Source organism: Actinophytocola sp., assembly GCF_036378875.1.
Classification (GTDB): Bacteria; Actinomycetota; Actinomycetes; order Mycobacteriales; family Pseudonocardiaceae; genus Actinophytocola.
Window position 1 is genome coordinate 51,515 of the sequence record NZ_DASUVO010000171.1, and the last position, 17,568, is coordinate 69,082.

Annotated in this window: 19 protein-coding genes; 7 read left to right on the top strand and 12 right to left on the bottom strand. The window is 68.9% G+C overall.

The window, feature by feature from the left end; all coding sequences use genetic code 11:
* The first annotated feature begins 54 nt into the window (after positions 1 to 54).
* The 4 genes from VF106_RS48090 to VF106_RS48105 all read left to right on the top strand — a co-directional run bounded on the left by VF106_RS48090 (position 55) and on the right by VF106_RS48105 (position 5,963).
* Positions 55 to 4,380, top strand: a complete 4,326-nt coding sequence (locus VF106_RS48090) for a HAMP domain-containing protein (RefSeq protein WP_330846827.1) — start codon at positions 55 to 57, stop codon at positions 4,378 to 4,380.
* Positions 4,377 to 4,907 carry a response regulator gene (locus tag VF106_RS48095; RefSeq protein ID WP_330846828.1) on the top strand — a complete coding sequence of 177 codons (531 nt, stop codon included), beginning with the start codon at positions 4,377 to 4,379 and terminating at the stop codon, positions 4,905 to 4,907. Before VF106_RS48090 ends, VF106_RS48095 begins: the two co-directional genes overlap by 4 nt.
* Before the next feature lie 147 nt (positions 4,908 to 5,054).
* Positions 5,055 to 5,516: a DUF1707 SHOCT-like domain-containing protein gene (locus VF106_RS48100; protein ID WP_330846829.1), complete on the top strand. Its 462-nt coding sequence runs from the start codon at positions 5,055 to 5,057 to the stop codon at positions 5,514 to 5,516.
* Positions 5,517 to 5,594: 78 nt separating this feature from the next.
* Complete coding sequence (locus tag VF106_RS48105) at positions 5,595 to 5,963, top strand: STAS domain-containing protein (protein ID WP_330846830.1); 369 nt, start codon at positions 5,595 to 5,597, stop codon at positions 5,961 to 5,963.
* Here the strand turns inward: VF106_RS48105 and VF106_RS48110 are convergent.
* The 4 genes from VF106_RS48110 to VF106_RS48125 are packed head-to-tail and all read right to left on the bottom strand — an operon-like array spanning position 5,927 to position 7,866.
* Positions 5,927 to 6,106 (bottom strand): DUF397 domain-containing protein, encoded by a 180-nt coding sequence (locus VF106_RS48110; protein ID WP_330846831.1) that lies wholly within the window; start codon positions 6,104 to 6,106, stop codon positions 5,927 to 5,929. The two genes, VF106_RS48105 and VF106_RS48110, sit on opposite strands and share 37 nt — an antisense overlap.
* The gene (locus tag VF106_RS48115; RefSeq protein ID WP_330846832.1) at positions 6,103 to 6,969 is read right to left on the bottom strand and encodes a Scr1 family TA system antitoxin-like transcriptional regulator; all 867 of its coding nucleotides are present in this window, start codon (positions 6,967 to 6,969) and stop codon (positions 6,103 to 6,105) included. Before VF106_RS48115 ends, VF106_RS48110 begins: the two co-directional genes overlap by 4 nt.
* Positions 6,970 to 7,027: 58 nt before the next feature.
* Positions 7,028 to 7,504 carry an ATP-binding protein gene (locus VF106_RS48120; protein WP_330846833.1) on the bottom strand — a complete coding sequence of 159 codons (477 nt, stop codon included), beginning with the start codon at positions 7,502 to 7,504 and terminating at the stop codon, positions 7,028 to 7,030.
* A 26-nt stretch (positions 7,505 to 7,530) separates the two neighbouring features.
* Positions 7,531 to 7,866 carry an anti-sigma factor antagonist gene (locus VF106_RS48125; protein WP_330846834.1) on the bottom strand — a complete coding sequence of 112 codons (336 nt, stop codon included), beginning with the start codon at positions 7,864 to 7,866 and terminating at the stop codon, positions 7,531 to 7,533.
* Between the two features lie 102 nt (positions 7,867 to 7,968).
* Here VF106_RS48125 and VF106_RS48130 point away from each other — a divergent pair, with 102 nt between their 5' ends.
* Both VF106_RS48130 and VF106_RS48135 read left to right on the top strand, forming a co-directional pair.
* Positions 7,969 to 8,625, top strand: coding sequence for an HAD family hydrolase (locus tag VF106_RS48130; protein WP_330846835.1), 657 nt, complete (start codon positions 7,969 to 7,971; stop codon positions 8,623 to 8,625).
* Between the two features lie 75 nt (positions 8,626 to 8,700).
* Positions 8,701 to 8,964 carry a GlsB/YeaQ/YmgE family stress response membrane protein gene (locus VF106_RS48135; RefSeq protein WP_330846836.1) on the top strand — a complete coding sequence of 88 codons (264 nt, stop codon included), beginning with the start codon at positions 8,701 to 8,703 and terminating at the stop codon, positions 8,962 to 8,964.
* Here VF106_RS48135 and VF106_RS48140 read toward each other — a convergent pair.
* The 8 genes from VF106_RS48140 to VF106_RS48175 form a co-directional block, all read right to left on the bottom strand.
* Positions 8,954 to 9,913, bottom strand: a complete 960-nt coding sequence (locus tag VF106_RS48140; RefSeq protein WP_330846837.1) for a zinc-binding dehydrogenase — start codon at positions 9,911 to 9,913, stop codon at positions 8,954 to 8,956. The two genes, VF106_RS48135 and VF106_RS48140, sit on opposite strands and share 11 nt — an antisense overlap.
* 115 nt (positions 9,914 to 10,028) lie before the next feature.
* A complete protein-coding gene (locus VF106_RS48145; RefSeq protein ID WP_330846838.1) occupies positions 10,029 to 10,391 on the bottom strand; it encodes a hypothetical protein in 363 nt (120 codons plus the stop codon).
* Positions 10,388 to 11,251, bottom strand: a complete 864-nt coding sequence (locus VF106_RS48150; RefSeq protein ID WP_330846839.1) for a DODA-type extradiol aromatic ring-opening family dioxygenase — start codon at positions 11,249 to 11,251, stop codon at positions 10,388 to 10,390. The genes VF106_RS48145 and VF106_RS48150 overlap by 4 nt, the downstream gene beginning before the upstream one ends.
* Positions 11,244 to 12,035: a citryl-CoA lyase gene (locus VF106_RS48155; protein WP_330846840.1), complete on the bottom strand. Its 792-nt coding sequence runs from the start codon at positions 12,033 to 12,035 to the stop codon at positions 11,244 to 11,246. Before VF106_RS48155 ends, VF106_RS48150 begins: the two co-directional genes overlap by 8 nt.
* Entirely contained in the window at positions 12,028 to 13,173 is a 1,146-nt protein-coding gene (locus tag VF106_RS48160) for a CaiB/BaiF CoA transferase family protein (protein ID WP_330846842.1), read from the bottom strand. The genes VF106_RS48155 and VF106_RS48160 overlap by 8 nt, the downstream gene beginning before the upstream one ends.
* Before the next feature lie 81 nt (positions 13,174 to 13,254).
* Complete coding sequence (locus tag VF106_RS48165; RefSeq protein WP_330846843.1) at positions 13,255 to 13,980, bottom strand: MerR family transcriptional regulator; 726 nt, start codon at positions 13,978 to 13,980, stop codon at positions 13,255 to 13,257.
* 10 nt (positions 13,981 to 13,990) lie between these two features.
* Positions 13,991 to 15,166, bottom strand: a complete 1,176-nt coding sequence (locus VF106_RS48170; protein ID WP_330846844.1) for a cytochrome P450 — start codon at positions 15,164 to 15,166, stop codon at positions 13,991 to 13,993.
* Between the two features lie 58 nt (positions 15,167 to 15,224).
* A complete protein-coding gene (locus VF106_RS48175) occupies positions 15,225 to 16,034 on the bottom strand; it encodes an IclR family transcriptional regulator domain-containing protein (protein ID WP_330846845.1) in 810 nt (269 codons plus the stop codon).
* A gap of 87 nt (positions 16,035 to 16,121) precedes the next feature.
* Here VF106_RS48175 and VF106_RS48180 point away from each other — a divergent pair, with 87 nt between their 5' ends.
* Positions 16,122 to 17,552, top strand: coding sequence for an amidohydrolase family protein (locus tag VF106_RS48180; RefSeq protein WP_414639241.1), 1,431 nt, complete (start codon positions 16,122 to 16,124; stop codon positions 17,550 to 17,552).
* The last annotated feature ends 16 nt before the right edge of the window (positions 17,553 to 17,568 follow it).

Below are 17,568 nucleotides of genomic sequence, written 5' to 3' on the forward strand. Positions count from 1 at the left end.
TGAGCGGAGCTTGCGGAGCGAAACGGCTTCTGAGCACACTCCTGGAGGCGACCCATGGCAGCACCAGAAGTCACGGCCTCCGAGCAGGAACGTCGTGACGATCTCGACGGCCTGCTCACCGAGCTCGTCACCGCGATGGCCACGGTGCGGCAGGGCTCGTTCGACGTGCGTCTCACGCGGAGAGGCGGGCTGGCCGGTCAGGTGGTGGACGGCTTCAACGCACTCGTCGAGCTGACCGAGCACCGCAACCGCGAGCTGTTGCGGATCAGCCGGGTCGTCGGCCGCGAGGGCCGGATGCTCGAGCGGATGAACGAGGACGAGTTCGACGGAGCGTGGCGCTCCGGCGCGGCCGCGGTCAACTCGCTGATCGACGAGCTCGCCCGGCCGACGTCGGAGATCGCCCGCGTGATCGCGGCGGTCGCGGACGGCGACCTGTCCCAGCACATGGCGCTGGAGATCGAGGGCCGCCCGCTGCGTGGCGAGTTCAACCGCATCGGCCGCACGGTGAACACGATGGTGGACCAGCTGTCGTCGTTCGCGGACGAGGTCACGCGTGTGGCCCGCGAGGTGGGCACCGAGGGCAAGCTGGGCGGCCAGGCCGACGTGCACGGCGTGTCCGGCACCTGGCGGGCGCTGACCGACTCCGTGAACACGATGGCGTCCAACCTGACCAACCAGGTGCGGTCGATCTCCTCCGCCGCGACGGCCATCGCGCAGGGCGACCTGTCCCGCAAGATCACCGTGAGCGCGCGAGGCGAGATCGCGGAGCTGGCCGAGACGATCAACTCGCTGACCGACACGCTGCGGGTCTTCGCCCACGAGGTCACCCGCGTGGCCCGCGAGGTGGGCACCGAGGGCCGGCTCGGCGGCCAGGCGACCGTGCCGAACGTGGCCGGCACCTGGAAGGACCTGACCGACGCGGTGAACCAGCTCGCCGCCAACCTCACCGAACAGGTCCGCAACATCGCCCAGGTGACGACGGCGGTGGCGAAGGGTGACCTGAGTCAGAAGATCACGGTGGACGCCCGCGGCGAGATGGTGGCCCTCAAGGACACCGTCAACACGATGGTGGACCAGCTGTCGTCGTTCGCCGACGAGGTCACCCGTGTGGCCCGCGAAGTTGGTACGGAAGGAAAGCTGGGCGGTCAGGCGCAGGTTGAAGGAGTCTCGGGAACCTGGCGCAACCTCACCGAGAGCGTGAACCGGCTGGCCGGCAACCTGACCGCCCAGGTCCGCAACATCGCCCAGGTGACGACGGCGGTGGCGAAGGGCGACCTGTCGCAGAAGATCACGGTCGACGCGCAGGGTGAGATCCTCGAGCTGAAGTCGACCGTGAACATCATGGTGGACCAGCTGTCGTCGTTCGCGGACGAGGTCACGCGTGTGGCCCGTGAGGTGGGCACCGAGGGCAAGCTGGGTGGTCAGGCGCAGGTGAAGGGTGTCGCGGGCACGTGGCGGGACCTGACCGACAACGTGAACTACATGGCGTCGAACCTGACCAACCAGGTGCGCAACATCGCCCAGGTCTCGACCGCGGTGGCCGAGGGCGACCTGTCGCAGAAGATCACGGTGGACGCGCAGGGTGAGATCCTGGCGTTGAAGTCGACCGTGAACACGATGGTGGACCAGCTTTCCTCGTTCGCGGACGAGGTCACCCGTGTGGCTCGCGAGGTGGGTACGGAAGGCAAGCTCGGGGGCCAGGCCCAGGTCCGTGGCATCGCCGGCACCTGGCGGGACCTCACCGACACCGTGAACTACATGGCGTCCAACCTCACCGGCCAGGTCCGCAACATCGCCCAGGTGACGACGGCGGTGGCGAAGGGCGACCTGTCGCAGAAGATCACGGTCGACGCGCAGGGTGAGATCCTGGCGCTGAAGAACACCGTGAACATCATGGTGGACCAGCTGTCGTCGTTCGCGGACGAGGTCACGCGTGTGGCTCGCGAGGTGGGTACGGAAGGCAAGCTGGGTGGTCAGGCGCAGGTGAAGGGTGTCGCCGGTACGTGGCGGGACCTGACGGACAACGTGAACTACATGGCGTCGAACCTGACCAACCAGGTGCGCAACATCGCCCAGGTCTCGACCGCGGTGGCGGAAGGCGACCTGTCGCAGAAGATCACGGTGGACGCGCAGGGTGAGATCCTGGCGTTGAAGTCGACCGTGAACACGATGGTGGACCAGCTTTCCTCGTTCGCCGACGAGGTCACCCGTGTGGCTCGCGAGGTGGGTACGGAAGGCAAGCTCGGTGGTCAGGCGCAGGTGAGGGGTGTCGCGGGCACCTGGCGTGACCTCACCGAGAACGTCAACCAGCTCGCGACCACGCTGACCATCCAGCTGCGCGCGATCGCCGGTGTCTCCACGGCCGTGACCCGCGGCGACCTGACCCAGCGGATCGGTGTGCAGGCCAGCGGCGAGGTCGCGGACCTCAAGGACAACATCAACCAGATGATCGTCACGCTGGGCGAGACCACCACCGAGAACGCGAACCAGAGCTGGCTGGACTCCAACCTCGCGCGGATCAGCGGTCTGCTGCAGGGCGAGCGGGACCTCACCGCCGTCTGCCAGATGATCATGAACGAGGTCGTGCCGCTGGTGAACGGGCAGGCCGGCGCGTTCTTCCTCAACCCCGGCAGCGGCGACCCGGACAGCGAGCAGGACTGGCGGCTGTTCGGCTCGTACGGGCTCGGCGCGGACGACCTGCCGGTCCGCTTCGGCCGCGGTGAAGGGCTCGTCGGCCAGGCCGCCGAGACCAAGCAGGTCATCGCCGTCCGGGACGCGCGGGCCAACTTCGCGCCCATCCGGTCGGGCATCGGCACGTTCACGCCGACCGCGCTGGTCGTCGCGCCGGTCCTGTTCGAGGGCGAGACCGTCGGCGTACTGGAGGTCGGGTCGGTCACCGAGTTCTCCGAACTGCACCTGACCTTCCTGGAGCGCCTCGCGCTGACGATCGGCATCGCGATCAACACGATCCGCGCGAACGTGCGTACCGAGGAGCTGCTGGCGCAGTCCCAACGGCTCGCCGAGGAGCTGCGGAACCAGTCCGCCGAGCTGCAGCGCACCAACGCCGAGCTGGAGGACAAGGCGGCGCTGCTGTCCGAGCAGAACCGCAACATCGAGATCAAGAACCTGGAGATCGAGGCGGCCAGGCGCCGGGTCGAGGAGAACGCGCAGCAGCTCGCGGTCGCGAGCCAGTACAAGTCCGAGTTCTTCGCGAACATGAGCCACGAGCTCCGCACCCCGCTGAACTCGCTGCTGTTGCTGGCGCGGCTGCTCGCGGACAACCCGGAGAAGAACCTGTCGCCGAAGCAGATCGAGTTCGCCAACACCATCCACAACGCCGGTTCCGACCTGCTCGCGCTGATCGACGACATCCTCGACCTGTCGAAGATCGAGGCGGGCCGTGTCACCATCCACCCCGGCCCGGTGGACGTGGCGGAGGTGGCGGCCGACGCGCGGCGCGCGCTCGTGGCGCAGGCTGAGGAGAAGGGCCTCGAACTGGCGGTGCTGGTCGCGGACGGCACGCCCGTCACCCTGGTCACGGACATCCAGCGCCTGCAACAGATCCTGCGCAACCTGCTGTCCAACGCGGTGAAGTTCACCGAGCGCGGCACGGTCACGCTGACGATCTCACCGGGCCGCACCGCCGACGAGGTCGGGTTCTCGGTGAAGGACACCGGGATCGGCATCGCCGACGAGAAGTTCGAGATGATCTTCGAGGCGTTCCAGCAGGCCGACGGCACCACAAGCCGGCGCTTCGGCGGCACCGGCCTCGGGCTGTCCATCTCCAAGGAGCTGGCGCGGCTCTTGGGCGGCGCGATCTCCGTGGAGTCCGAGCTGGGCGTCGGGTCGACGTTCACGTTGTACATCCCCGTGGCCGCACCGGGTGCGGAACGGAAACGGAGCACACCACTCGTCGAGACGGAGGACGGCCTGCCGCCGATCGGCACACCGATACTGCGCCCGTCCGTGGGCGCCCCGGCCGTCGCCAGGGAGCTGACGGGGGTGACCGTCCTGATCGTCGACGACGACGTGCGCAACGCGTTCGCGCTGACGTCCGCACTGGAACTGCACGGGATGACGGTGCTGTACGCGGACAACGGCGTGGACGGCGTCCGGCTGCTGAGCGAGCACCCGGAAATTGACATCGTGTTGATGGACGCGATGATGCCCAACATGGACGGTAACGAGACGACCCGTCAGATCAGGCAGCTGCCGGCCGGCGCGCACACGCCGGTGGTGTTCCTGACCGCGAAGGCCATGCCGGAGGACCGCGAGGCGAGCTTCGCCGCGGGTGCCGACGACTACGTCACCAAACCCGTCGACCTCGACCAGTTGCTGGACGTCGTGTCGTCGTGGGTCATGCGAGGTGCGCAGCGGTGACGGCGAAGGCACTGCTCGTCGACGACCGCAGGGAGAACCTCGTTGCCCTGGAGGCGATCCTGCAAGGCCTGGCGGTCGAGACCGTCGCGGTCACGAGCGGCGAGGAGGCGTTGAAGAGCCTCCTGGTGGACGACTTCGCGGTGATCCTCCTGGACGCGTCGATGCCCACCATGGACGGCTTCGAGACCGCGACGCACATCAAGCAGCGCGAGCGGACCAGGCACATCCCGATCATCTTCCTGACCGCACTCGACTACGACGCCCGACTCGCCTTCCGCGGCTACCAGATCGGCGCGGTCGACTTCATCACCAAGCCGTTCGACCCGTGGGTCCTGCGTTCGAAGGTCGCGGTGTTCATCGACCTGTGGCAGAAGAGCGCGGAACTGACCGCCCAGGTCGCCGACCACATGGCCATGCAGGACGCGGTGAAGAAGGCACTCGCCCTGCTGGGCTCCAACGAGATCGACGGCGCGGCGTCGGTGCTGAGAGCAGCAGAGGCAAAACACGCCGTGCCCCGGATGCGGTAACCCCGCGAGTCGCGCGTTCAGCCCCTGCGAGTTGCGTTTTCGTGTACGCCCGGTGTTCCCCAAAACGAAACTCATAGGGGCCGAAAACGAGACTCGCAGGGGCCAGAAGCGAGACTCGCGATGGTCTTGGTTGCATAGAATCTCGCCATGGGATCGGCCGACATCAAGGTCAGCAACTCCGAGCGGGACGAGGCCGTCTCGACTCTGGGCATGCACCTGTCCACCGGGCGCCTGGAGCTGGTGGAGTACGAAGAACGCTGCGGACAGGCCATGATCGCACGCACCAGGGGTGAGCTGGAGGCGTTGTTCACCGACCTGCCGGCGCCGCACCCGGATCTCAGCTCCGCGATCCCGCCGAGCCAGCTGATCCAGAAGGCCGGCCAGCTCGTCAGCCCGCCGACCAGGGGCAAGAAGACCGAACTGGTCGAGACACCCGCCAGCAACGCACTGGAAGTCGTCGCCGGGCTGGCCCTTCTCTTCGGCGTCCCCGCCGCCATCCTGCTGACCATCTTCCTCGGCCAGTGGTGGGTGTTCATCCCGGTCGGGGTCGTCCTGTTCGTGGCGGGCGGGTTGTCGGAGGCGGTCAAGCAACCACACACGAAGCCGTAGTCGCCACTTAGCGCCTGTCACGTCCGGTGAGCGAGACCCCACTGTCGCGCACGCGCGCGGCCGGGCAAGATACGGCCCATGCCCAACGCTCCGCTGCCCCCGGGCGACCAGTTCGGCGTCTCGGTCGACGTCGAGCAGCACGGCGACGCCGTCGTCCTGCACGTCGCCGGAGAGCTGGACCTGCTCACCACCCCGACCTTCGCCGAGGCGTGCTCGCAGGAGCTGCGGAGGCGACCGCCTGTGCTCGTGATCGACCTGACCGGCGTGACTTTCCTTGCGTCCGTTGGCATGTCGGCGATCGTGGCCGCGCACGAGGCGGCAGGCGAGCACACGAAGGTCCGCGTGGTGGGCGGTAACCGCGACACCCTCCGGCCCATCCGGGTGACCGGCCTGGACAACCTCCTGTCCGTCTACCCGGAACTGTCCGCCGCGCTCGAAGACGCGTAACCGACCAACTCCGCCACCGCGCCACCGGGCAGCCGAAGCTCGGCCGCGGGGTTCTTGCTGTCCCGAATCGCGTCGCGCGCGCCGTTGATCTCCACGCACATCGACTGGTCGTTGCTGAACGTGCTCTTGCGCCAGGTGCTCATCGGTCTCTCTCAACCCGTGCTCTTGCCGCCTCGATCACGGTGATCGACTCGTCGGCCGGCAAGGCCATCCGGTGCGCGCCGTCCCACACGGCGGACAGCATGGCCACGTCCTCGTCCTTCTCCACTACGTGTCCCCCCAGCAGACTCTCGACATACGCCGAGTCTGGCTCATCGTCCTCGGGAAAACCCAGCAGAAACAGTGGACCCGACATGGCACCGTAAGGTCCGGCGTGCTTCGGCAAGATCTGGATGTCGACGTTGCCGCGCTCGGCCATCGCGACGAGGTGGTGGAACTGCTCGATCATCACGTCCGGCCCGCCGACCATGAGGTCCAGCACCCGCTCGTCCAGCAACGCGTGCAGCCGCAGCGGGTTCGTCGGGCGCAGGAGCAGCGACTGCCGGTTCTTCCGCTCCGCCGCCGACGTCTCGGCGTCCCACCGCCCCTTCCAGGCCGGCCGGTTGGCGAGCGCGAGAGCCTTCGCGTACGCCTCCGTCTGGAGCAGCCCGGTGATCACGACCGCGTCGATGACGCGCTCCACCGCCGCTTCGCTCTCGTCCAGCCGGAAACGCCGATACTTCGGTTGCAGACTGCCGGCATGCTCGATCGTGGAGATGTCCGCGTCGGCGACCTCGTAGAGTTCCAGCGCCCGCAGTTTGTCGCCGTTGGACAGTCGGAGCGCGGCCAGAACCGCGCTGAACAGGTGGAAGCCCGGGAGGTTGTCGCCTTTCAGCAGGCGCTTGACCGTTTGCGGCGACGTGCGGACCGTGGCCGCCAGTTGGTCCGGGGTCAGGCCCGACGCTTCCACGAATGGCCTCAGGTAGCGGCCTAACCTGCGCTTCCCCCGCGTGGTCCCGATTGCCATGGGCGCACTCTAGTGACCTTGTCGGCTTTGGAGATTTTCTCTTTTACGCGCGCTTGCGCTAGGCCGGCATGCCCATGCTTCTCTGGAGGACCACGGTCGTGCCGTCGGACGTGCCGTCGATCGTCAGGTGTTCCACGCAGGCGCGCATCAGCCGGATGCCCTGCCCGCGGTTGGAGTGCCCGTCGACGGTCGGGGGCACCCATGAGCCGGTGTCCCGCACGGAGATCTCCACGTGGCGGATGCCGTCGGCCGCACGGCTGATCGTGCCGTCGACCTCGATCGTCTGTTGGCCGGGTGGGTCCTCCTGCCCGATCTGGTAGCCGTGCTCGATGCTGTTGCTGACCGCCTCGTTGACCGCGAGCACCAGGTCGTCGGTGTGGGCCGGGGACCACTGGTTGGCTCTCAGCCAGGCACGTACCCGGTCACGCGCGACCGAGGGGGAGATCCAGTCGGCTGCGAGGACCAGGGCCAGGGTCGGCACGCCAGGGGCGCGGGTGGGGTCGTTACCCAGCTGACGCTCGGAGCTTGGCGGCACGGTCGCTATTGTCCCAGCTTCCGGCGCTACCGCAGATCGCCGGCGGCGATCGCGTCCTCGACGGTGTGGTAGAGCGCGAGAATCTGGTCCAGGCCAACGATTTCGATGGGCCGGATCACGGGTCGCTGCTGATCCACCACGATGCGCAGCGGGCCTGGGCCCTGGGCGGTTTCCCGCAGCGTGCGCAGGCCGGTGGAGCCCAGGAACTGCACGTTCGACAGGTCCAGGACCAGCGGCCGGCCGGCGAGGGCGCGATAGGCGCCCGAGATCGCCGCGGCCAGCCGAGGTGAGGTGAGACCGTCGACGTCCCCCTCGACTGTGAGGATGAGCACGTCCTCCCGGTCGTCGGTCCGGACCGTCATGAGTTGTTCCTGGTCAGGCCGAGCGCCGAGGCCACCATCCGGGGTTCGCTCGTCACTTGCGGGTTTCACGAGATCAAACATTACCCGGGGCATACTGCCGGCATGCGGATCGACGCGTTGGTGTTCGACTTCGACGGGCTGCTGATGGACACGGAGACCACTTCGTTGCGGGTGTGGCAGTACCTGTGGGAGTGGCACGGGCTGGAGCTTGACCTGGGGACCTTCTTCGCGCCGCACGGGGGAGACGTCACCGCCGAGCGCTACGCCGCGCTGGCCGCCGCCGTCGGGCCGGACTACGACCAGGCCGCGAGCCATGCCGCACGCATGGCCTACCGGGACGAGGTGCACGCCGCTCTCGAGCTGTGCGCCGGCATCGGCGAGTGGCTCGACGAGGCCCGTGACCTGGGCTTACGCCTCGCGGTGGCCAGCAGTTCGCCCCGCGACTGGATCACCGACCACCTGTCCCGCATCGGCTACCTCGACCGCTTCGAGTTCCTGGCCTGCGGCGACGAGGTGGAGTCGGTGAAACCCGAGCCGGACGTCTACCTGCTGGCTCTGGCACGGCTCGGCGTGCCCGCCGACCGCGCGCTGGCGTTCGAGGACACGGTGCACGGCGTCGCCGCGGCCAAGGCGGCCGGACTTCGCTGCGTCGCCATCCCGCACCCGCACGCGGAACCGGCCCTCTTCACGGCCGCGGACGTGCTGCTGACCAGCGCCGCCGACCGTCCACTTGCCTCGGTGATCGCTCCACCACGGTGAGGTGAGGTTCGTTCTCGTTTGGCCGGCGGCCCTGCCGGGTACTGCTCAGATGCTGACGACACAGGAGGTTTTCCTATGATCGGCTTCATCGTCGCCGGGCTGATAATCGGCGCCCTCGCGCGTCTGATCAAGCCGGGTAAGCAGAACCTCGGCATCATCGCCACGCTGCTGCTCGGTCTGGTCGGTTCCGTCATCGGCGGAACGATCGCCAACCTGCTCGGCACGGGCGACATCATGGAGCTCAACGTCCTCGGCTTCATCGTCGCCGTGATCGCGTCCGTGCTACTCATCGGCGTGGCCGAGTCCGTCGCGGGCTCGCGGCACAAGGTCACCCGCTAACCAGGACGGTTCGGAGTTCGCGCGTCCCGGCCACGTGGTCTGCCCACGCGGCCGGGACTTCTGCTGGTGTGACCGTCTCGTGTGGCACGGTCAGCGCGCCTTCCGCGACCCTGGCCGCGACCACGCCCATGGCGTCCGCGCGTTGCTGTCGCGTCAGCTCGTTGTTGGTGTAACCCAGGAGCCGCAACGACTTGCTCCGCAGCAGCGCCGACGTGACCGGGCTGGTCTCCCCGGCCGAACCACCCAGGTTCACCCAGCGACCACCGGCCCGCAGCGACCGGGCGGCCGCCGCCGCCGGTACCCCGAACAGCGGGTCCAGCAACAGGTCGGCCGGTCCGTCCACGGCGGACGCGAATCTGGCCGCCAGCTCGTCCACATCGGACGTGTCGAGTGCGACCACGGCGTCCGCGCCCGCCTTCGCCGCCCTGGCCTGGCCGTTCGCCGAACGCGCCGCGGCCACCACGCGCCGGGCACCCGCCACGCGGGCCAGTTGGACCGCCGACTGGCCGACGACGCCCCCCGCGCCGAGCACGATCACCTGCTCGCCCTCGGTCAGCTCACCACGCCACGTCATCGCCATCTGCGCGGCCACGGCCGAGAACCCGAGCGCGGCGACGAGCACCGGATCGATGCCCTCGGGCAGCGGCACCACATCGTCCTCCGCCACCGCGACGGTGGCCGCCATGCTGCCGTTGCCGGGCCGCATCCCCGCCGTGGTGGAGAACCAGACCGTCCGCCCGGCCACCGTGCCGACGCCCTGCACGCCCGGCACGTACGGGGTGGCCGGCACCCCGAAGTACGACGTCCCCGACGCGCAGAGCAGGTCGAGCGCCGAGATCGGCGCGGCCGTCACGTGCACCAGTACCTCGCCGGGACCCGGAGCCGGCTCGTCCCACCCGACGACTTTCGGCAGCTCACCGGGAGTGTGGAGGGACAGTGCCCAGGTCATGACGCCGCCGCTCCCGCTCCGTGGCACCGGAACGCTCCGCAGGCTCCGCTACTCCGGCGCCCTCCGCGGGCTCGGCGCCGTCCTGATTGCTGATGATTCGCTCCGCAAGCTCCGCTCATGTCGCGATGTCCGGGTACGGCAGGGACAGGTGGGCGAGCTTGCGGGCGTACTCCAGCTGGAACCCCAGCGGCTCCTCGTGGTCCCGCTCGAACATCGCGATGAACAGCGTCAGCGTCAGGAACGGGTGCGCGCCCATCTCGAACAGCTTCGGATAGTCGTGACTGGACAGTGCGGTGCGCTCGTCGTCGTCGAACCGCAGCCACGTCGACGACTCACCGGTGTGGCAGGCGAGGATCCGGTTGGCCTCGTTCGCCTCCCACCACTCGACCGTCCCCTGTGGATCCTCGCGGTAGCGCTCCACGAGTGCAGGGTCGCGGTCGACCGTGAACAGGAACTTGTTCAGCAAGTACTTGCTCACGACGGAACTCCCTTCGGGTACCAGGTGAAGTAGGCCTCCATGGTGTGGAACAGGTCGTAGGTGTCGACGTAGTCCGCCTTCTGACCTTCGCCGGCCACGCCCATCATCAGCATGAAGTCCATGAACCCGTGCGTTGCGTTGCCTGGCAGGTGCAGGCTGTCGAGCGTCACCTCGCCGCAGCAACCCTCGATGTCGCCCCGCGAGATCCATTCCACGGCCCTGCGGTCGAACTCAGGATCCGGTCCGTGCGCCCCGAACTGGCGCGGACCACCCAGCTCCAGCGACAGGTGACCGGTCCCGATCACCGCGACCCGCTGGTCGGACGGCCACGACTCGACCAGCTGCCGGATGGTCCGTCCCAACTGGACGAACCGCTTCGGCTGCGGCAGCGGAGGGGCGAAGATGTTGGTGTAGACGGGAACGATCGGCAGGTCGTTCTGCGGCCGCAACGTGATGATCGGGCACGTGATCGAGTGGTCGATGCGCAGCTCGTTGGAGAACGCGAGGTCGAAGCCCGCGTCGAGGCCCTCCCGCAACAGGTAGGACGACAGGTCCTCCTGCCCACGCATCACCATGCGAGGCAGGCCGAACTCGCGTTCCTCGTTGTACCAGTTGGCGTCGTAGAACGGCGCCTTCCCGATGAGGAACTGCGGCATGTTGTCCAGCCACAGCTGGTGGAAGTGATCGGAGCCGACCATCACCAGCACGTCCGGTCGCGCCTTCGTGAGCGTCTCCCGGAACGCCTCCACCTTCCGCACCCACTCGTCGGCGAACGGCGGCCGCTCCTCGTCGCTGGCCGTGCTTGCCTTGTAGTAGAAGGGATGGTGCGTGGACGCGATCACGGCGACCAGTTCAGCCATGTGCACCTCCATAAGGTTCGGGTGGGACGGACACGTTGTTCAAATCCACCGACAGGAAGATCTCGTTCGCGACCGGGTTGCGTAGTTCCTCGGCGAGCTGTCCGATCAGCCCGGCCGTGCGGGCCAGCAGCGCGAAGCCGCGGAGCAGTTCGAGCGGCAGACCGAGATCGGCGAGCGCGGCACCGCACACCCCGGCGCCGTTGAGCGGCAGCGTCTTGCCGAGCACCCGCGCGTGCACCCGCCCGATCGCCGCGAACAGCGACAGGTGCGGGCCGAACAGGTTCTCCTCCTGTGCGATCTGGAAGAGCCGTGGCGTGCGCGGGTCGCCGTCCTTGTGCACGTGGTGACCGAGTCCGGGAATGCGCCTTCCCCGGTGCATGGTGAGCACCTTCAGCGCGAGCAGGTCCCAGCCGTCGTCGTCGAGCGGCAGTTGGGTCTCCCTGAGCTGTTCGTGCAGGAACCGGCCGCAGTCCTCTGTCACCCCGAGGAACCGCGACCCACCGCCGAGCAGCCCCGCCGCGAGTGCGCCCTGCACGGAGTCCGGCGCCGACAGGTAGGTCAGCCGGGTGACGATCGCGGTCGGGGTGAAGCCGTGGTCGGCGAGCGCGGCCAGCACTGCCTCGAACACCCTGGTCTCGCCGCTGCTGGGCCGGCGCTGCGTGGCGAGCCAGAACGCGAGCTCACCGAACCCGACCTCGCCCATGACGTCCTCGGCGAGGTCCTTGCCAAGCAACGTGATCTTGTCGCGCGACGAGGCCCCGAGGGCGGTCGGGTAGTCAACCATCCTTTTCCCCCAACCATTTCCGGATCTCGTCCCCGTGCTCGTCCAACTCGGGCGGGGGTAACGCGTAGCTCACCGGTGTCCGGGAGAACCGGATCGGGTGGCGGGTCGTCGGCACCGCGCGCTCGCCCTCCCCGACGGTCACGATCGGCTCCAGCTCGAACCGCTCCGCCATCGCGAACCCGCCGTCGATCGTGTTGATCGGCCCGCACGGCACCCCGGCCGCGACGAGCAGGTCGAACCACTCGACGGCCGACCTCGTGCTCAGCTTCTCGGTGAGCAGCGGGCGCAGCTCCTCCCGGTTGGCCGTGCGGTCCGCGTTGGTGGCGAAACGGGCGTCGTCGGCGATCTCGGGGATGCCGAGCACCTCGCACAGCTTGCGGAACTGCCCGTCGTTGGCCGCGGAGACGATGAGGTCGTTGTCCTTGGTGGGCAACGGTTCGTACGGGAAGACACTCGGGTGCGCGTTGCCCATGCGGTAGGGGACCACGTCGCCGGCCACGTACGCGGAACTGTGGTTCACCAGTCCCGTGAGGGCGGAGGAGAGCAGGTTGACCTCGACCCGCTGGCCCTCACCGGTCGCGTCGCGGTGCCGGAGCGCGGCGAGGATCCCGATCACCGCGTGGTTGCCGGCCATCACGTCGAACACCGAGATGCCGGCACGGTAGGGCGGTCCGTCGGGGTCGCCGGTCAGGCTCATGAGCCCCGAGATGGCCTGGACCATGAGGTCGTAACCGGGCACGTCCCGCCCGGCGCCGGTGCCGAACCCGGTGATGGAGGAGTAGATGACCCCGGGGTTGGCCGTGCGGACGTCGTCGTATCCGAGCCCGAAGCGGTCGAGACCGCCGGGTTTGAAGTTCTCGATGACGACGTCCGCGCGCCTGGCCAGCTCCCGTGCGGCCTCGGCGTCGCCCTCGTCCCGTAGGTCGAGCGCGATCGACCGCTTACCCCGGTTGATGCCGAGGTAGTAGGTGGAGGTCCCGTCCCGCACCGGCGGCATCCAGGTCCGGGTGTCATCGCCCCTCGGCCCCTCGACCTTGATCACGTCCGCCCCCATGTCAGCCAGGAGCATGGTGGCGTACGGCCCGGCGAGAATCCGGGAGAAATCAGCAACGAGCACCCCGTCCAGCGGACCCTTCATGAGCCTCCGTCCGTTCAGCGGACACTTGTCCGTGATCCTGGGCGGGGTCGGGGCCGCTGTCAAGTGCGCTGCGCGCGTCGCTCACTCGGTCATGCGGGATTCGAGCAGCTCGGTGATGCGATCCCAGGCCGGTGAGGACGCGTCGTCCTGGGAGCTCGCGATCAGCCGGGCGACCGCCGGGTCCGGGGCCGGGACCAAACCGGACTCGCGTTGCGTGAGCCACCTCAGGGTGCGGTCGGCCAGGGCGACGAGCCGGGGATCGTCGGGAGACCACCAGTAGGCCGCGTCGTACTCGAGGTAGATGGCGCGGAACTCCGGGTCCTCGATCGCGTCCTGGCGGTCGGCGAGCCACGTCGCCGCCTCCTTCGGGGAGACCGACTGCAACAGGATCCACAGGTCGCGTTCCACCAGGACCGCGCGTTCGCTGACGCCCATCGCGCTCAGCCGCTCGAGGTGGTCGGCCGCCTCCGGGGTGACGAACAGCTGGTCGCCGCCGCGCAGCTGGGTCAACCGCTTGCGTGTGCGGCGAATCTCCTCGGCCTTCGCCCGCAGGTCCCGGTCGATCTCCGCGATCGCGGCGTCGAAGCGTTCCGGGGAGGCGGCGAGCAGCTCCTTCACCCGCGCCAGCGGCACACCGGCGTCGGCCAAGGTCTTGATCTTGACCAGGTCGATGGCGTGCTGGGCGTTGTACCGGCGGTAGCCCGACGAGTCGCGCGGCGGCTCCGGGAGCAACCCACGCGAGTGGTAGTGGCGGACAGCCTTGATCGTCACGCCCGCGTAGCCGGCGAGCTGGCCGATGGTGATCACCGGACCATTCTCACGTCCACGCGACCGGCAGGCGGTGCACGCCGTGGATGTCGTTGCCATGCCGCAGCGGCACCTCCTCCGGCGACACGGCGAGGCGCAGCGTCGGGAAGCGGCTGAGCAGCGCCGGGAACGCCACCCGCATCTCGATACGCGCCAGCTGCTGGCCAAGGCACTGGTGGACGCCGTGACCGAAAGCCAGGTGCCCGGTGGCCTGTCGCCGCACGTCCAGTCGGTCCGGGTCGGGGAACCTCGCGGGATCCCGGTTGGCCGCGCCGATCGCGAGCGTGACGGTCTCCCCGGCCCTGACGAGCTGACCGTCCAGCTCGACGTCCTCCAGCGCCGCGCGTGCGCCGGTGTGCGCGATGGTCAGGTACCGCAGAAGTTCCTCGACGGCACCGTCGATCAGGGCCGGTTCCGCGCGCAGGGCGCTGAGCTGGTCGGGGTGGCTCAGCAGCGCGAACGTGCCGAGGGCGAGCATGTTCGCGGTCGTGTCCAGGCCGGCGCCGAGCAGGAAGCTGGCCACCCCGGCGAGCTCGTCGTCGGTGAGGTCGCTCGTGGTCAGGTCGCTGAGGAGGTCGTCGGTGGGGGCCGCGCGCTTGGCCTTGACCAGCCCACGCAGGTACTCCGCGATGGCGCCGAACGCCGCGTACTGCTCCTCCGGCGTCACGTCCACCCCACTCAGGGTCGCCGCGTCACGCTGGAACGACTCGCGGTCCGCGTACGGGACGCCGAGCAGCTCACAGATCGTCACCGCCGGCACCGGCTGGGCGAACGCCGACACCAGGTCGACCGGCGAACCCAGCGCGGCCATGGCGTCCAGCTGTACCGCGGTGATCTCCTCGAGCCGCTCGGTGAGCTGACGCATCCGGCGAACGGTGAACTTGCCGGCCAGCAGCTTGCGGTAGCGGGTGTGCTCGGGCGGGTCCATCGCGGTGAGCGTGCCGACCGGTGCGGGCGGCATCTCGCCGACGTCGGCGAGCGGGTAGTGCATCAGCTCGTGCCGCGAACTGAACCGCGAGTCGGCGAGCACGGCACGGGCCTGCGCATGACCCGTGACCAGCCAACCTTCGTGCTTGTCCGGGAAGGTCATCCGACGCACCGGCCGCGCGCGCAGCTCGGCCAGCTCACTGGGCGGATCGAAGGGGCAACCCGTCGGGCGGGTGGTGGGAAGTGAAACGGCGTCCATGCACCCATGCTCGGACCCTGCCCCAGGGTCAAGGTCAAGCCCCAAAGGTCAGGACTGCTCAGGAGGCCGCAGTGCGGGTCACGTGGGGGACCTGTGCCAGGCGGGCGTAGTCCGCGCTGATCTCGCCCGCGGCCTTGAGCAGCAGGGGGAGATGGTGGCCGAGCAGGTGGTCGAGTGGGGTCTCGGCGGCGTGGGTGTTCACGTTCAGCGCACCGACCACGCGGCCCGCGCCGTCGCGCAGTGGGGCGGCCACCGAGCGGATTCCCAGCGTCAGCTGCTCGTCCGTGAGTGCCCAGCCGCGGGCCCGGACCTCCCGTAACTCCGCGTCCCGTTCGGCGCGGTCCGGTTGCCAGCGTGGCGTGAGCCCCGAGCGGCTCGGTTCCGCCAGCACCTCGTCCACCGCGGGCGGATCGAGGGCCGCCAGCAGGACCTTCCCGAGTGAGGTCTGCAGTGCGGGGAACCGGGTGCCGATCTGCACGGCCAGCGCCACGATCTTCGGCACCGCCACCCGCGCCACGTACACGATGTCCGAGCCGTCCAGCTGCGCGATCGAGCACGACTCGTTCGTCGCCGTCGACAGCTCTTCCATGTGGGGTCTGGCGATGTCCCACAGGCCCTGCGAGCGGACGTACGCGACGCCGAGGTCCAGCACCCGCGGCGTCAGCGCGTATCCCGCGCCCTCCGCGCGCACGTAACCCAGCTCGGTCAGCGTGAGCAGGATTCGCCGGGCCGTCGGCCTGGCCAGGCCCGTCGCGGACGCCACCTCGGTCAGGGCCATGACCGGACGGTTCGGCTCGAACGCGGCGATGACCTCGAGGCCGCGTGCCAACGCCTCGATGAAGTCCGGTCCGGTGCCTTCTCTCGGCATGTGCGCTCCTTGACTTCCCGGTGGTGCGGGATCAGAGTAACGCCCATAGACAGCCGGCATACGGACAATTGTCCGATGAGGAGTTCGATGATGAACGAGTCAAGGCCTGTGCTCATGCGTGGCGGTACGGTGCTGCCGATGGACGACGCCCACTCGGTGCTCACGAACACCGACGTGCTGGTGCTGGGGGACAGGATCGCCGAGGTGGGGCCGAACCTCACCGCGCCGGACGGCGCGCAGGTGGTCGACGCCACGGACGGCATCGTCATGCCGGGGATGATCGACACGCACCGGCACATGTGGCAGACCGCCATGCGGGCCTACGGCGCGGACTGGACCCTCACCCAGTACTTCGTCTGGTACTACCTCGACCACGGCAAGCTGTTCCGCCCGGAGGACATCCACGCTGGCAACCTCCTCTCGGCGATCGAGGCCATCGACGCGGGAGTCACCACCGTCGTCGACTGGTCGCACGGCCTCCAGACCACCGACCACGCCGACGCCGCGGTGGACGCGCTCGAGTCGGTGCCCGGCCGGTTCGTGCTTGCCTACGGCAACATCCAGCAGCCGCCAGCGGAGTGGTCGGCGGCGCCCGAGTTCCGCGACTTCGTGAACAGACGCATCACCGGCAGCGACATGCTGGGCTTCCAGATGGCGTTCGACGTGCTCGGCGAGCCGGGCTTCCCGGAGAAACCGGCGTTCGAGGTGGCCCGCGACCTCGGCGTCGCGGTCACCACCCACGCCGGCGTGTGGGGCGCGACCAACGACGAGGGCATCCGGCAGATGTACGAGAACGGCTTCATGACCCCGGAGACGGTCTACGTGCACGCGTCGACGCTGTCCACCGACTCCTACCAGCGGATCGCGGCGACCGGCGGCTCGGTCTCGGTGGCGACGGAGAGCGAGCAGAGCGCGGGGCAGGGCTACCCGACCACGTGGGCGATCCGTGCGTTCGGCATCCCGGTGTCACTGTCGATGGACACGAGCGTCTGGTGGAGCGGCGACCTGTTCAGCGCCATGCGCACCACGCTCGGCGCGGACCGGTCGCGGGCACACCTGGAGGCCCACGCCAAGAACGAGACGGTCACCCACCACGCCCTGCGCGCCGAGCACGTCGTGGCGTGGGCGACCCGTGGCGGCGCGGACGCGATCGGTCGCTCGGACCTCGGCTCGTTGGAGCCGGGCAAGAAGGCCGACGTGGTCCTGATCAAGAACGAGCACTCGCCGGTGTCGTTCCCGCTGCTCAACCCGTACGGCCAGGTCGCGTTCCAGGCCCAGCGCGGCGACGTGCACACGGTGCTGGTGAACGGCCGCGTCGTCAAGCACGAACACCGCCTGGTGGACGTCGACCTGGCCGCTGCCCGCACCGCCGTCGAACGCACCGTGGAGCACCTGCGCTCCTCGATGGGCGACGAGGCGTGGCAGCAGGGCATGAACCCGGAGATCCCGGAGTCCACGGTCCTGGAAAACCCGTACCAGTACAGCGACTACCGCAGCGAGGCGACGCACACGAGTTGACCGAGGCGCGGCTTGG